This is a genomic window from Microbacterium sp. UFMG61, assembly GCF_015354505.1.
Taxonomy (GTDB): Bacteria; Actinomycetota; Actinomycetes; order Actinomycetales; family Microbacteriaceae; genus Microbacterium.
Map to the genome: position 1 here is coordinate 132,579 of NZ_JACAFP010000008.1, position 13,997 is coordinate 146,575.

14 protein-coding genes are annotated in these 13,997 nt (G+C 68.3%); 9 read left to right on the forward strand and 5 right to left on the reverse strand.

What is annotated here, in order from left to right; genetic code table 11:
* Positions 1 to 152 precede the first annotated feature (152 nt).
* Entirely contained in the window at positions 153 to 359 is a 207-nt protein-coding gene (locus IXW21_RS11765) for a cold-shock protein (RefSeq protein WP_194764439.1), read from the forward strand.
* A gap of 224 nt (positions 360 to 583) precedes the next feature.
* Here the strand turns inward: IXW21_RS11765 and IXW21_RS11770 are convergent, their stop codons facing one another.
* Complete coding sequence (locus IXW21_RS11770) at positions 584 to 1,249, reverse strand: HAD hydrolase-like protein (protein ID WP_194764440.1); 666 nt, start codon at positions 1,247 to 1,249, stop codon at positions 584 to 586.
* Between the two features lie 81 nt (positions 1,250 to 1,330).
* On the reverse strand, positions 1,331 to 2,026 hold the full coding sequence (gene nucS, locus IXW21_RS11775) for an endonuclease NucS (RefSeq protein ID WP_194764441.1): 696 nt from the start codon (positions 2,024 to 2,026) through the stop codon (positions 1,331 to 1,333).
* Between the two features lie 147 nt (positions 2,027 to 2,173).
* Here nucS and IXW21_RS11780 point away from each other — a divergent pair, with 147 nt between their 5' ends.
* The gene (locus tag IXW21_RS11780; protein ID WP_194764442.1) at positions 2,174 to 2,686 is read left to right on the forward strand and encodes a hypothetical protein; all 513 of its coding nucleotides are present in this window, start codon (positions 2,174 to 2,176) and stop codon (positions 2,684 to 2,686) included.
* 92 nt (positions 2,687 to 2,778) lie between these two features.
* Here the strand turns inward: IXW21_RS11780 and IXW21_RS11785 are convergent, their stop codons facing one another.
* Entirely contained in the window at positions 2,779 to 4,029 is a 1,251-nt protein-coding gene (locus IXW21_RS11785; protein ID WP_194764443.1) for an MFS transporter, read from the reverse strand.
* A gap of 59 nt (positions 4,030 to 4,088) precedes the next feature.
* Here IXW21_RS11785 and IXW21_RS11790 point away from each other — a divergent pair, with 59 nt between their 5' ends.
* Complete coding sequence (locus IXW21_RS11790; RefSeq protein ID WP_194764444.1) at positions 4,089 to 5,150, forward strand: LacI family DNA-binding transcriptional regulator; 1,062 nt, start codon at positions 4,089 to 4,091, stop codon at positions 5,148 to 5,150.
* Positions 5,151 to 5,241: 91 nt separating this feature from the next.
* Here IXW21_RS11790 and IXW21_RS11795 read toward each other — a convergent pair whose 3' ends face one another.
* Together IXW21_RS11795 and IXW21_RS11800 are read right to left on the reverse strand one after the other, a co-directional pair.
* Positions 5,242 to 6,744 carry a hypothetical protein gene (locus IXW21_RS11795; protein ID WP_194764445.1) on the reverse strand — a complete coding sequence of 501 codons (1,503 nt, stop codon included), beginning with the start codon at positions 6,742 to 6,744 and terminating at the stop codon, positions 5,242 to 5,244.
* Positions 6,745 to 6,840: 96 nt separating this feature from the next.
* Complete coding sequence (locus tag IXW21_RS11800) at positions 6,841 to 7,167, reverse strand: L-rhamnose mutarotase (protein WP_194764446.1); 327 nt, start codon at positions 7,165 to 7,167, stop codon at positions 6,841 to 6,843.
* Positions 7,168 to 7,275: 108 nt separating this feature from the next.
* Here IXW21_RS11800 and IXW21_RS11805 point away from each other — a divergent pair, with 108 nt between their 5' ends.
* The 6 genes from IXW21_RS11805 (at position 7,276) to IXW21_RS11830 (ending at position 13,988) form a co-directional block, all read left to right on the forward strand.
* Positions 7,276 to 8,619, forward strand: coding sequence for an alpha-L-fucosidase (locus IXW21_RS11805; protein WP_194764447.1), 1,344 nt, complete (start codon positions 7,276 to 7,278; stop codon positions 8,617 to 8,619).
* Between the two features lie 101 nt (positions 8,620 to 8,720).
* Positions 8,721 to 9,980: an ABC transporter substrate-binding protein gene (locus IXW21_RS11810; protein WP_228528453.1), complete on the forward strand. Its 1,260-nt coding sequence runs from the start codon at positions 8,721 to 8,723 to the stop codon at positions 9,978 to 9,980.
* 13 nt (positions 9,981 to 9,993) lie between these two features.
* A complete protein-coding gene (locus IXW21_RS11815) occupies positions 9,994 to 10,956 on the forward strand; it encodes a carbohydrate ABC transporter permease (protein WP_228528454.1) in 963 nt (320 codons plus the stop codon).
* Positions 10,949 to 11,815, forward strand: a complete 867-nt coding sequence (locus IXW21_RS11820) for a carbohydrate ABC transporter permease (protein WP_194764450.1) — start codon at positions 10,949 to 10,951, stop codon at positions 11,813 to 11,815. The genes IXW21_RS11815 and IXW21_RS11820 overlap by 8 nt, the downstream gene beginning before the upstream one ends.
* Positions 11,815 to 12,963, forward strand: a complete 1,149-nt coding sequence (locus IXW21_RS11825) for a mandelate racemase/muconate lactonizing enzyme family protein (RefSeq protein ID WP_194764451.1) — start codon at positions 11,815 to 11,817, stop codon at positions 12,961 to 12,963. The genes IXW21_RS11820 and IXW21_RS11825 overlap by 1 nt, the downstream gene beginning before the upstream one ends.
* Positions 12,960 to 13,988, forward strand: coding sequence for an aldo/keto reductase (locus IXW21_RS11830; protein ID WP_323742235.1), 1,029 nt, complete (start codon positions 12,960 to 12,962; stop codon positions 13,986 to 13,988). The genes IXW21_RS11825 and IXW21_RS11830 overlap by 4 nt, the downstream gene beginning before the upstream one ends.
* Positions 13,989 to 13,997: the final 9 nt, after the last annotated feature.

Below are 13,997 nucleotides of genomic sequence, written 5' to 3' on the forward strand. Positions count from 1 at the left end.
GTCGACGGCTCTGTATGACGCGAGATGACCTCTCATGCAACATTTGGGTTACGGGCTGACCTCGCCTCTTCCGCTCTGAGCGTGCTCCACTAGCGTGGGTCTCGTCGGTGCATCCTGCGTCGGCTTCTTTCCCGCAGCAGAACAGGCAGTACATGAGCACCCAGGGCACGGTCAAGTGGTTCAACTCGGAGAAGGGCTTCGGCTTCATCTCCCCCGACGACGGCGGCGCTGACGTCTTCGCGCACTATTCCGCCATCCAGTCATCCGGCTACCGGTCTCTCGAAGAGAACCAGCGAGTCGAGTTCGAGGTCGCGCAGGGCCCGAAGGGCCTGCAGGCTGAGAACATCCGCCCGGTCTGACCGGGCGAGACAGGAACTCCCTGACCGGGTGGTCCGCCGTACGGCGCGACCCTCCGGCAGGGAGTTCTGTGTCTGGCGCCGGGTCACGGCGCCGTCGCGCGCACCGCGGCGCCGCCGCGCGCACCAGGTGGGGCGGAAGAATCCGTGATGGGCGGACGAACGGCGTGAGACTCTCCGCCCGACGCGGAGCTCTCCGCCCGACGCGGAGCGTGTGACGACGCGGCTCAGGTGAGCAGCAGCGTGCGCAGCTCGTCGACGGATGCTGCGTGGAATGCCGCCTGGGCACCCTCGTCCGGGTCGCTGAAGCCCCACTCGACGAAGATCACGGGCACGTCGTTCGCGTTGCCGCCCTCGACGTCGTGGTGGCGGTCGCCGATGAGCACGGGGCGCGAGATGTCCGCACCGCGATCTGCCAGGCGGCGCAGCGCCTCGGCGACGATGTCGGTCTTCGACGCGAGCGTGGATTCGTCGGGGGTGGCCCCGACCGTCGTGAGGAAGAACGGGCGCAGCTCGAAGTGGTCGACGAGGGCGTCGACCTGGATCTCGGGCTTCGAGCTCGCGGTGGCCTGCGGAACTCCGGCCGCATGCAGGTCGCGGATGATCTCGGCGACGCCCGGATAGGTCTTGACGTCGGTCGTGTAGCCGTCGGCCTTGCCGAGGGTGCGGTAGAACGACACGGCTTCGGCTGCCTGCTCGGGGGTCATGCCCGCCTGAGCCTGGAAGGACTGGAACATCGGCGGGCCGATCCAGTGCACCAGCTCTTCGCGCGTGGGGGCCGGGTGGCCGAAGTGGGTGAGAGCGACGTTCAGCCGGCGGAGGATGCCGACCGAGGCGTCGACGATCGTGCCGTCGACGTCCCACAGCACGCAGGAATAGGGGGAAGAAGCCATGTCTTCCAGCCTATGGTCTGCGCGGGAACCCTCGGACGACCGTGAACATGTGTGCACGCACGCTGCCGAGGGTGCGCGGCCTCAGAAGAGGCGCGGGATGCCGGACTCGATGCCCTTCATGTCGTCGTAATCGAGCACGAGGCAGCGGATGCCGCGGTCCTCGGCGAGCACGCGGGCCTGAGGCTTGATCTCCTGCGCGGCGAACACTCCCCGCACCGGGGCGAGGTGCGGGTCGCGGCCGAGGAGCTCGAGGTATCGCGTCAGCTGCTCGACGCCGTCGATGTCGCCGCGGCGCTTGATCTCGACGGCGATCGCTGCACCGTCGGCATCGCGCACGAGCAGATCGACGGGACCGATCGCCGTCGGGTACTCGCGGCGCACGAGCGTCGCCCCTTCGGCGACGCGGTCGACCTGCTCGGCGAGCAGACGCTGCAGGTCGGCCTCGACGCCGTCCTTCTGCAGGCCGGGGTCGATGCCGAGGTCGTGTTTCGTGTCGTGGATGATCTCGTAGATCTGCACGCGCAGCGCATCGCCGGTCTTCTTGTGAGTGACGCGCCACACCTCGGTGACACCCGCGATCGACTCCTCTTCACCGGGCTCCTCGGTCGAGAGCGAGCACGGCGGGCTCATCCAGTTCAGCGGCTTGTAGCTGCCGCCGTCGGAGTGCACGAGCAGACTCCCGTCGCCCTTGTGCACGAGAAGACGTGTGGCGAGCGGAAGGTGGGCATTGAGCCGACCCGTGTAATTCACGGAGCAGCGGGCGATGACGAGACGCACCCGACGAGCCTACTTCGTCGGGCGGAGTGCTTCTGCGGCGGTGGGTGTCGTTGCCGGTGTTTCCACATACGCCGGGCTGCTGTCTTTCCGCGCGATCATGCGGAACTGGATCCTGACATTCTGGGCGGGCCGGCGAAGAATGAGGAGATGACCGTTTCGATCGAACTGGTGACGATGATCGTGACTGTCGCGTCGACACTGCTGGGGCTGGCGTCGGGATTCGGGTGGGTGATCAGTCGCATGGACGCCAGGTTCACGGGTTTCGAGCAGCGGATGGATGCGCGGTTCGAGAAGGCTGAGCAGCGAGTGGATGCGCGGTTCGAGAGGGCTGAGCAGCGGATGGATGCACGGTTCGCGGGTTTCGAGCAGCGGATGGATGCACGGTTCGCGGGTTTCGAGCAGCGGGTAGATGCGCGGTTTGAGGGGGCCGAGCAGCGGATGGATGCGCGGTTCGAGAAGGCTGAGCAGCGAGTGGATGCGCGGTTCGAGAGGGCTGAGCAGCGGGCGGATGCGGGGTTCGAGAGGGCTGAGGAGCGGATGGATGCGCGGTTCGACCGCGTGGAGGCGGACATCGCTGAGGTCAAGGCCGACATCGGCGAGGTGAAGGTCGCCGTCGCGCGACTCGAGGGCCCGGCACAACGCCTTCTCGTCGCGCGGTGACCATCGTCGACGAGGGCCACCCGCGCGCCTGGAACTCCCCGAGATCCGTGGTGGGATCGAGGGATGGGCACCCGGGTGACGACGTCTGGCTCTCAGTTCCGCGTCGTCGCGGGCGCGGGCTGCTCCGACATCTCGTCCGCGCGGAGCGGTCGGGCGGCACCAGAGAAGAGGCCCGACAGCACGACCAAGCCGACCAGGATGTAGAGCGTGTTGAGCAGCCCGATGTGCTCGCTGATGAAGCCGAGCACGGGAGGGCCGCCGAGGAACGAGATGTACCCGATGGTCGCCGCTGCGCTCACGCGCGCGGCCGCCTTGGCCGGGTCGTCGGCCGCAGCCGACATGCCGAGCGGGAAGCCGAGCGAGGCGCCGATGCCCCACAGCGCCGCACCGGCGAAGACCAGCGGCAGGCTCGGCGCGAGGATGAACAGCAGGATGCCGGATGCCGCGGCGACGGCGAGAACCCGCAGCACCGCCACGCGTCCGAAGCGGTCGACGAGAGGTCCGCCGAAGATTCGGACGGCCGTCATCGCGACCGAGAACGTGGCGAGCGCGGCGGCGCCGAGTGCGGTGCCGCCGCCGTGATCCTCGGCGACACCCAGGGCGAGCCAGTCGTTGGCCCCGCCCTCGGCGAAAGACATGCCGAGCATCACCACGCCGATCGCGTAGGTGCGCGGCTCTCGCCAGGCAGACAGCGCGACGTGCATCCGCTCGCGCCAGTGCGGCTTCTCGCCGTCTTCTGCGTTCGGGTCCAGCACCTCTTCGCGTCGAGGCACGTTGGCGATGCTGACCACGCCGATCGCGGCGATCAGCACCGCGATGACGAGAGTGTGGGTGAAGACGTCGATCTGCAGCTGGGCTGCGAGGGCGCCGAGGCCTGCGCCGATGACGGTGCCGAAGCTGAAGAAGGCGTGGAAGAGCGGCAGGATCGTCTTGCCGGAATGCTGCTCGATGGCGGTGGCCTCGACGTTCATCATCACGTCGACGCAGCCGTTGCCGAGTCCGAACAGCACGAGGCCGATCAGCACGACCGCGTACGAGCCGAGCACATTGGCGCCGATGCCGATCAGGGCCACGCCCGAGGCGAAAGTGAAGATCGACACCATCATGCCGAGGCGTGCGCCGGTGCGCGCCATGATCGCGGGGCTGGTCGAGATGCCGATGATCGAGGCGATGCCGGCGCCGAGCAGCAGCATGCCGACCTGGGCCTTGTCGATGTCGAGCGCGAGCTTGATCGACGGTACGCGAGACGCCCAGGTCGCGATCGACAGGCCGCTGGCGAGGAAGATCGCGAAGATCGCGGTGCGCCAGCGGACGTACTGCGAACGAGTGAGGGCGGTGTGCATGACGGAGAGTCTATCGAATCGATTCGACTCGACGAAAGCCCGGAGGCTATCCTCAAAGTATGACCAGTCAAGACGCCCCGCGTCGCGCGACGATCGCCGATGTCGCGCGCACCGCGGGAGTCGCCACCTCCACCGCATCCGTCGTGTTCAGTGGAAAGGCCAAGGTGGCGCCGGCCACCCGCGAGCGGGTGCTGGCCGCGGCTGCCGAGCTCGGCTACGCCGGTCCTGACCCTCGGGCCGCTTCGCTGCGGCGTGGACGGAGCGGCATCGTCGCGGTCGTGCTCGAGGGGCATCTGCGCACGGCGTTCCTCGACCCCGTGAGCACCGCGCTGATGGACGGCCTCACCGACGGGCTGGCGGACCTCAGCGCCGGCATCCTGTTGATGCGCGACGAGCCCGGCGACGACGGAACCTCACTCGTGAACGCGCCGGTCGACGCGGTCGTGCTGATCGGATGCTCGGGCCGCACCCGCGCATCGCTCGACATCGTGCGCGGACGCGGTCTTCCGGTCGTCGTGATCGAGGGCGACGCGGGCGAGGGAATTCCGCGCGTCACTCTCGACAACGCCGACGCGTCGGCCGACGTCGCGCGGCATGTCCGCGATCTCGGCCATCACGACGTCGTGCTCGTCACCCTCCCGCTCGACAACGATCGCGAACGGGGGGTCGTCACGCCCGAACGGCTCGCTTCGGCGACGATCGACGTCACGATCGACCGACTCTCGGGCATGCGGGAGATCTTCCCCGATGCGCCGGCGGTGTCGGCATCCGGCAGTTTCATCGACGAGGGGCTGGCCGTCGGGCGCCTCTTGCTGGCCGATGAGTCGTCGCGCCCCACGGCGATCCTCGCGCAGAGCGACCTGCTGGCGGTCGGGGTCATCCGTGCCGCGGAGGAGCTCGGTCTGCGGGTGCCCGAGGACCTCTCGGTGGCGGGCTTCGACGGGGTCGACGTCGACGGACTCGGAGGGCTCGTGCTGACCACCAGCGTGCAGCCGGCGGTCGAGAAGGGGCGTGCAGCCGGAGAGCAGGTCGCACGGATGCTGCGCGGCGAAGACGCGGTGACCCTGCACCTGACCTGCCGCTTCCGGCAGGGCACGACGACCGCGCCGCCCTCGCGCTGACCCCGCAGTCGCCTATTCGGGAGCCGCCTATTCGGGAGTGCGCCGTTCAGGAGTGCGCGGGTCAGGAATGCGCGGTTCAGGAGTGGGCTGTTCAGGAGTGCGCCGGTCCGATCGGCAGCGACGCATCGCCGAAGTCGACGATCGTGTAGCGACCGCAGTCGATCCTGCGTTCCGGATCCGCCTGCACGGGCAGCTCCCACGGCACGGTCTGCGAGTCCTCGATGAGGAACGACGCCGTCGCATCGGGGGCGAAGTCCGCGCGGTCGACGAGCCAGGCATAGCCGTCGAGACGGTGGTCGACCTGCACGAGTCGTGACGGATCGGCCAGGTGCAGCTTCGGCAGACGCACCGTCCAGAACTGCCCGGCGCCGGTGCGGCCCGACGCATCGACCCAGTCGGTGACGCAGGCGAGGTCGTCGTCGGGTCTGTGCGCTGCCTCAGCGAGCCGCGGGATGCTCACGCTGCCGCCGATCAGCAGCAGAGCGGCGATGATGGCTGCGGCCGCGCGGGTTCGTGAACGGCTGAAGGCCAGAGGCCGTGGCGCGGCGACCAGCGCCAGCACAGGAGTGAACGCGGTCGGCTGCAGGTAGCGGGCGGCGTGCGTGCCGAGGGCGATCGCGCCCGCGACGACCAGCACCGGCACGATCCAGGCGGATGTCGCGACCAGCCTTTCACCGGCATCCGTCGCTCGTCGACTCCTGATCACCGCGACGGTCAGGAGCGCTGCCGAGATGACGGCCGCCAGTGCGCCCGGCGGAGTCTGCAGGCGCGCAATGAACAGCTCACCGTAGAAGGTGAGCGACTCGAGCCATCGTGAGGGATCCGCGTAGCCCGCGCCGGTGTTCGCGATCCATGCCGAGAACGGAATACGCGCAAGAAGGCCCAGCGCGCTCCCGCCCACCAGGACGGCGAGCATGCCGACGAGCCGCTCGCGCTGCGGTGCGCGCGAGGCCGAGATCGCGAGGAGCACACCGAGCGGAGCGGTCGCCCACGCCAGGTATAGCGGATTCGAGAGCGTCGACAGCATGGCGACGACACCGAGGGCGACCGCGAGCGCGACGGAGAACCGCGGTGCATCGAGCATCCTTCGCATGAGTCCGATCGTGAGTACGACTGCGACCACGGTCGCCGCGTAGTACGTGGTCGTCAGCTGCAGCGAGGCGAGCTCGAGGGCATCGCGTGACGGCGAGGACTCCGTCATCGCGAGTGCGCCGAAGGCGGTGAGGGCGATGAGTGACCACAGGATCGGCGCCCTGCCCGCGCGGGCGCGCCCGGCGACGAGCCGGATCGCTCCGTAGAGTGCCAGCAGGTTGAGCACGGCGCTGACCGCGAGCAGGGCATCGACGTCGAGGGGCAGGAGCGCCCGAAGGGCCACGAACACCGCGATTTCGGGAAGGAAGAGCACGCTCGACATCGCCCAGTCGAGCGGATCGCCGGCGAGTATCGAGCGCGAGAGCAGCGCGACGATGAGAGAGTCGCCGTCGTCGAACAGCATCCCGGAGCGGGTGGACGACGCGATCGCGCCGGCGACGATCAGAGCGATCGCAGCGGCGAGCAGCCAGCCGACCAGCTCTCGCACCCACCCCCGTGTCACGGCCCTACTCTGCCATCCCCCTGTTTCGAATCGCTCACTTTGCAGATCTCAGAGCCCGATATCTGCAAAGTGAGCGATTCGAAAGAAGGGGGGAGGTCAGGACGTCTGCGTCCGAAGGTCCCAGATCTGCTCGAGCGGCGCGGTGCCCTCGGCGCCGTCCGCATTGCGGAAGATCTCGACGAACTGACCGATCTCGGCCTGCCAGGCGTGGTCGGCCGGGTCATCCTGCAGCGCGGCGACGGCGGCATCCCAGTCATCGCAGTCGACGAGGTGGAAGAGGCGGTGACCGGATCTCCAGATCGTCCAGTCATGGATGCCGACGCGCGCGAAGCTCGCGGCGAGAGCATCCGGGATGCGCGCGTGATTCGTGCGGTAGTCGTCGACCGCGCCCTCGCGGATTTCGGAATGGAGAGCGATGCGCATGGATGCCTTTCGTCTGCGTCGACCGGATCACCCCATCTTCACACCCTTGTGATCGCGACCCTCGATCAAGTATCCTATAGGAAATCTTGAACTCAAAGGAGAGGCTCAATGACAGACGCAGGCTTCCGTCGCCCCACCGAACGCATCCCCGGCGGGGAGTGGTTCAGCGGCGCGGGACTCGGGATCTTCGTGCACTGGGACCAGGCATCGCAGCAGGGGATCGAGATCTCGTGGCCGCTGGTGGGCCGGTCGATCATCCCGGGCGTGGATGCGGTCGAGGATGCCGTGACGGTCGCCGAATACCAGGCGACAGCGCCCACGTTCGACCCGACCGAGTGGGATGCCGCCGATCTCGCCCGCCGGGTGCGTGAGGCCGGAGCCACCTACGTCGTCTTCACCGCTCGTCACCATGCCGGATACAACATGTTCTTCACCGAGCAGTCGGACTTCGGCGTCGAGCACGGTTCCTTCGGACGCGACATCACGCGCGAGTTCGTCGAGGCCGTGCGTGCCGAGGGCATGAAGGTCGGCATCTACTACAGCCTTCCCGACTGGAACCACCCGGACTACCCCGCGTTCCGAGATGAGGACCGGCCGTACAAGCTCGAACACTGGCCGGCGGCGGGCCTCGCCGAGTTCGCCGACACTCCTGATGCCACCGACCGCCACCGCCGTTCGAGCCCCGAGGCGTGGGCTCGATACCTCGACTATGTGCGAGCGCAGCTCACCGAGCTGCTCACGAACTACGGGCAGATCGACCTGCTGTGGTTCGACGGCGACTGGGAACGCTCCGCCGTCGAGTGGACCGCGCCGGGGCTCCGCAGGCTCATCAAGCACCTGCAGCCCGACGTCGTGATCAATGATCGGCTGCCGGGCCAGGGCGACTACCGCACCCCCGAGCAGGGCTTCCCGCTCACCGCACCGACGGGTCCGTGGGAGCTGTGCCTCACGATCGGCGACCACTGGGCCTGGCGCACGGGCCCCGACAACGAGAAGTCGGCACGCTCACTGCTCGTGACGCTGATCGATGCGGTCGCGCGAGGCGGCAACCTGCTGCTCAACGTCGGCCCCGGCCCCGACGGCACACTTCCCGAGGTCGAGCAGGAAAGGCTCGAGGAGTTCGCCGGATGGATGCAGGCGCACGCCGAATCCGTGATCGGCGTCGACCCGACAGTCGGAATCGACGTGCACGGCCCGACGACCGCTCGGCCGGGCCGGCTCTACCTGCACCTCACCGCGCTGCCCGTCGAGGAGATCATCGTGCGCGGCCTACCCGTGCGGAGGATCACGCGAGTGCACAGGCTCGCTGACGGCCTCGAGCTGCAGCACGACGCGAGCTTCGAGGTGCACGAGGCCTCGACCGCGGGCGATGACCTCGGTGAACTGCGCATCGTCGCCCCCGAGCCCAGCGGCGCCCTGATCGACGTCATCGCCATCGACTTCTCCGAGTGACCCGAGCAGTACCCGAACACCCGAGCGACACCCGAACACCCGAGCGACACCCCCCTCACCCATCGCATCGATCTCAGCATCCAATGAAGGAGGCAGACAGTATGAATGCACCCGTATCCCGACGCGCGACGCGTCTCGTCCTGACCGGCGTGGCAGGACTCGCCGCGGCAGCTCTCGCCGGCTGTGCCGGCAGCCCGGCAGGAGGCTCCGGCGGTGACGCCGGCGGCCCGCTCGTGCTCTACACCTGGGCCGCCAGCGAAGGCGACCAGGCGCAGTGGGCCGACTTCATCGACGGCGCGAAAGCCGAGGATCCCGACCTCGACATCACGGTCGAGGGTCCGAGCTTCTCGGACTACTGGACGAAGGTGAAGACCCGCCTGAGCGGATCGAACCCGCCCTGTCTGCTCACCACCCAGGCGGCGCGCGCACAGGAGCTCGGCGATCTGCTCATGCCGCTCGACGACCTGATCGAGAAGAGCGGCTTCGACATCGACGACATCGACGCATCGATGCTCAGCGGCATGACGGTGGACGGCACGATCCGCGCCATCCCCTACGACGCCGAGCCGATCGTGCTCTTCTACAACGTCGAGGCGTTCCAGGCCGCCGGTCTCGGTCTGCCGGGCACGGAGTACACCCGCGACCAGTTCATCGCGGATGCCAAGGCGCTCACCGACGGAGAGAAGAAGGGCCTCGCGCTCGCGCCGGGCATCTTCATCCCGAATGCCTGGTCGCTCGCCGACGGAGTGCCTGCCGTCACCGAAGACGGAGAGCTCGATCTGACCAACCCCGAGTTCGTCGATCAGGTGCAGAGCTTCTTCGACCTCGTGTCGGTCGAGCAGGTCGCGAAGGCGCCCGAGGCCGCCGACGGGTCGGAGGTCTCGCAGCAGGCATTCACCTCGGGCGCGGTGCCGATGCTGATCGAGGGACCGTGGATGTACGGCAGCTTCGCCGACACCGCCGACTTCACCCTCGGCGTCACCATCGTCCCGTCGACCAGCGGCGAGGCCGCGGCGATGACCGCCGGCTCCGGCTTCGGCATCGCCGCCAACTGCGACCGCCCCGATGAGGCGTTCGCCGCGATCGAGGCCCTGACCTCGGTGTCGGTGCAGGAGAAGCAGGCCGAGGCCCGCGGCATCGTCCCGGCGCGCATCGAGGCTCTCCCGGCGTGGGCCGAGGGCAAGACCGAGGGTGCGGCCGAGGTCGTCGAGGCGCTGCTCGCCGACGCGACCCCGCAGCGCACCACCCCGACCTGGAACCAGGTCGAGACCCTGATGACCCAGTACGGCGTGCAGGGCTACCGGGGTGAGCTGACGGCCGAGGAGATCATGGAGACGATCCAGAACTCGGTGGGCGGCTGAGCCGATGGCCATCATGAGCGAGCGGACGGAGGCCGCGGCCTCCTCCCCGATGCCCGGTGCGGCGGGGGTGCCTCTCGGTGCTCCCGCCCCTCGGGCTCCCCGTCTGCGACGGGGACGCGGTGACGGGTGGGTGGCGGTGGCCTTCCTCGCGCCGGGCCTGATCGGGTTTGTCCTCTTCATCCTCACCCCGCTGTTCGGATCGGCGTTCATCAGTCTGTTCGACTGGAAGCTGTTCGGCAGTCCCGACTTCATCGGGCTCGAGAACTACGCGAAGCTGTTCCGCGATCCGACGTTCTACACGGTGCTCGGCAACACCCTGATCTTCGCGATCGTCTACACCGCGCTCAACCTGTTCGTCGCCCTCACCATCTCGCTGTGGCTGAACACCCGGATGAAGGCGGCCGGCGTGTGGCGGGTCGTCTTCTTCCTTCCGGTCATCACCCCGATGGTGGCGAACGCCCTCGTCTGGCGGCTGCTGCTCTCGCAGGACGGCCTCGTCAACTCGATGCTCGCGACCGTCGGCATCGACGGCCCCAACTGGCTGTCCGACTCGGCGTGGGCGCTGCCCTCGGTGATCGCGATGTCGGTGTGGCAGTCGTTCGGGTACAACGTGATCGTCCTGTCGGCAGGCCTCAGCGCCATCCCGAAGGAGCTGCTCGAGGCATCCCGCATCGACGGCACCTCGGCCTGGCAGCGGCTGCGGTACATCATCCTGCCGCTGCTCTCGCCCTCTCTGTTCTTCTGCTCGACCATGACGATGATCGGGGCCTTCCAGGTGTTCGTACAGCCGCTCTTCCTGACGCAGGGCGGGCCGGGCGAGAGCACCAACACGTTCGTGCTGTACCTGTACCGCAACGGATTCGTCTTCGATCGTCTCGGCTACGCATCCGCCCTCGCGTGGATCCTCTTCGTCGTCGTGATGCTCATCACGGCCCTGCAGTTCGTCGGCCAGCGCAGGTGGGTGAACTATGAGTGACGTCCTGATCGTCCCGCGCCGCAGTGCGCGCCAGCGCCGTGACTCCGTCAAGGAGTGGCTGAACACCGCCGCGATCGCGATCGTGGCGCTGGTGTTCGCCTTCCCCTTCATCTGGATGTTCCTCACCGCGCTGAAGCCCGAGAACGAGGTCTTCACGGCCACACCCCAGATCTTCGGGTCGGAGATCCGCTGGGCGAACTTCGTCGAGGCGTGGACCGTCGTTCCGTTCGGACGCTTCATCCTCAACGGCCTGTTCGTCGCGATCCTCGGTGCCGCGCTCTCGGTCGTCGTCGCCGTGCTGTCTGCCTACGCCTTCTCGCGGCTGCGCTTCAGATATCGCGACAAGCTGTTCCTGCTGTTCGTGCTCACTCTCGTGCTGCCGCAGGAGGTGCTCGTCGTACCGCTGTTCATCATGATCAACAGCTGGGGCTGGAACGATAGCTACGCGGCTCTCATCATCCCGTTCGCGTTCACGGCCTTCGGCACCTTCCTCATGCGGCAGTTCCTGCTCACGATCCCGCGAGAGTATGAGGAGGCCGCTCTGATCGACGGCGCCTCGCGCCTGCGCACCCTGTGGTCGGTGCTGCTGCCGCAGCTGATCGCCCCGCTGAGCGTGCTCGCGGTCTTCTCGTTCATCGGCTACTGGAACTCGTACCTCTGGCCGCTGATCATCATCAACACGCAGGACATGGCCACCGTCCCTCTGGGACTCGGCATGTTCACCGGTCAGTTCGGCACGCAGTGGTCTCTGCTCATGGCCGCATCGACTCTGGCCGTCATCCCCTCGCTGATCCTGGTTCTGCTGCTGCAGAGACAGCTCATCAAGGGGGTCACCCTGGGCGGACTCGGAGGACGCTGATGACCACGACACATGACACCACCGCACGCACGCTCGATGCCGTCGCGGATGCGACCGCGGGCAGCCGCATCGTGCACGCGGAAGCGCAGCTGTGCGATCTTCCCGTCGAGACGATGCGCACCGATGCGCTGCAGACCTTCGTGAAGCAGGAGACGATCTTCGTGCGCCTGCGCACGGCGGACGGCACGCGGGGCGTCGGCTACAGCTACACGATCGGCACCGGCGGAGGCGCGGTGCTGAGCCTGCTGCGCGAGACCCTGCTGCCCGCGCTGATCGGTCTCGAGGCCGAACGGCCCGAGGCTGTGTGGCTGGCGCTGTTCGGCATCACCCGGGCGACGACCGTCGGCCCGATCACGGCGCTCGCGCTCGCCGCGGTCGACACGGCGGTGTGGGACGCGAAGACGAAGCGAGCCGGGCTGCCGCTGTGGGTCGCGGCGGGCGGAGCGTCTCCCTCGGTTCCCGTCTACGACACCGAGGGCGGGTGGCTGCACTTCAGCACCGATCAGCTCGTCGCGCAGGCCGTGGAGTCGAAGGAGCGCGGCATGGGCGGGGTCAAGATCAAGGTCGGGATGCCGAAGGGGCATCAGGATCTCGATCGTCTGCGGGCTGTCCGCGACGCCGTCGGTCCCGGGATGGACATCATGGTCGACGCGAACCAGTCGTTCACCGTGTCGGAGGCGATCAGGCGGGCACGCCTGTTCGAACAGGTCGACGTCTTCTGGTTCGAGGAGCCGCTGCCCGCCGAAGACATCGAGGGGCACCGGCTGCTCGCGCGGTCGACATCGGTGCCCATCGCCGTGGGGGAGAGCATGTACTCGCTCGGACATTTCCGCGAGCACCTGCAGCGGGGCGGCGCCTCGATCGTGCAGGCCGATGTCGCCAGGGTCGGAGGTATCACGCCGTGGCTCAAGATCGCGCACCTCGCCGAGTCGTTCAACGCGCCCGTCGCACCGCACTTCCTCATGGAGCTGCATGTGTCGCTGGTGTGCGCGATCCCGAACGCCCTGTACCTCGAGCACATCCCGCAGCTGCGCGCCGTCACCGACGGTGAGCTGCGCATCGAGCACGGCCGAGGATGGGCGCCCACCGCGCCGGGTCTCGGCATCGCGTGGGACGATGACGCGCTCTCCGGTCTGGTCGTCTCGTGACGGGGAACGACGAGACGGCTCGCCCCTCGCCGGATCGCGTCGCGATCGGACGCGGCGGCCTCGCGGTGCCACCCGTGGGCTACGGGGCCGCAGCTCTCGGCAACCTCTACCGGGCGCTCGACGACGACGCGTGGCCGGAGATCGTACCGGAGGCCTGGCGCCGCGGCATCCGATACTTCGACGTCGCCCCGCACTACGGTCTCGGACTCGCGGAGCGGCGGCTCGGCGAAGGCCTGCGCTCGGTGCCGCGCGATCAGGTCGTCGTCTCGACCAAGGTCGGACGGCTGCTGGTGCCGCAGGATGCCGCAGGCCGCACCGATCTCGCGAACCTCTTCGATGTGCCTGCCGACCACCGTCGTGTGCACGACTATTCGCGTGACGGCGTGCTGCGATCGATCGAGGACTCGCTCGCGAGGCTCGGTCTCGACCGCATCGACATCGTGCTGGTGCACGACCCCGACGACCACGAGCGCGAGGCCCTCGCCGGTGCGTTCCCGGCGCTGAGCGAACTGCGCGACCAGGGAGTCATCACGTCGTTCGGCGCCGGGATGAATCAGAGCGCCATGCTCGCCCGCTTCGTGCGCGAGACCGATGCCGACGTGATGATGGTCGCCGGCCGGTGGACCCTGCTCGACCAGAGCGCCTCCGATGATCTTCTGCCGCTCGCCGACCGGCGCGGTGTGAGTGTGCTGGCCGCGGCGGTCTTCAACTCGGGGATCCTCGCGACGGATGATCCCGGCGTCGACGCGACCTTCGACTACGGGCCGGCTCGCGGAGCGGTGATCGCCCGGGCTCGTGACATCGCCGAGGTCGCGCACCGCCATGGCCGCACGCTGCCCGAGCTCGCGGCGCAGTACCCGCTCACGCATCCGGCCGTCGCGGCGGTCGTGATGGGCGGAGCGGATGCGGGTCAGGTCGGCAGGAACGCCGGCCTGCTCGCGCGACCGGTACCGGACGCTGTGTGGTCGGAGCTCGAAGAACTCGGCCTGATCAGCCGATCAGCCGTCGCGGGGCGGCAGTCGTGAGCACCGAGA

Bases quoted from the DNA above. Each gene is read 5' to 3' on its own strand.
- IXW21_RS11815 (WP_228528454.1), top strand. From the start codon at position 9,994: ATGAGCGAGCGGACGGAGGCCGCGGCCTCCTCCCCGATGCCCGGTGCG.
- IXW21_RS11770 (WP_194764440.1), bottom strand. From the start codon at position 1,249: ATGGCTTCTTCCCCCTATTCCTGCGTGCTGTGGGACGTCGACGGCACG.
- IXW21_RS11820 (WP_194764450.1), top strand. From the start codon at position 10,949: ATGAGTGACGTCCTGATCGTCCCGCGCCGCAGTGCGCGCCAGCGCCGT.
- IXW21_RS11805 (WP_194764447.1), top strand. From the start codon at position 7,276: ATGACAGACGCAGGCTTCCGTCGCCCCACCGAACGCATCCCCGGCGGG.
- IXW21_RS11800 (WP_194764446.1), bottom strand. From the start codon at position 7,167: ATGCGCATCGCTCTCCATTCCGAAATCCGCGAGGGCGCGGTCGACGAC.
- IXW21_RS11765 (WP_194764439.1), top strand. From the start codon at position 153: ATGAGCACCCAGGGCACGGTCAAGTGGTTCAACTCGGAGAAGGGCTTC.
- IXW21_RS11825 (WP_194764451.1), top strand. From the start codon at position 11,815: ATGACCACGACACATGACACCACCGCACGCACGCTCGATGCCGTCGCG.
- IXW21_RS11810 (WP_228528453.1), top strand. From the start codon at position 8,721: ATGAATGCACCCGTATCCCGACGCGCGACGCGTCTCGTCCTGACCGGC.
- IXW21_RS11780 (WP_194764442.1), top strand. From the start codon at position 2,174: ATGACCGTTTCGATCGAACTGGTGACGATGATCGTGACTGTCGCGTCG.
- IXW21_RS11790 (WP_194764444.1), top strand. From the start codon at position 4,089: ATGACCAGTCAAGACGCCCCGCGTCGCGCGACGATCGCCGATGTCGCG.
- IXW21_RS11785 (WP_194764443.1), bottom strand. From the start codon at position 4,029: ATGCACACCGCCCTCACTCGTTCGCAGTACGTCCGCTGGCGCACCGCG.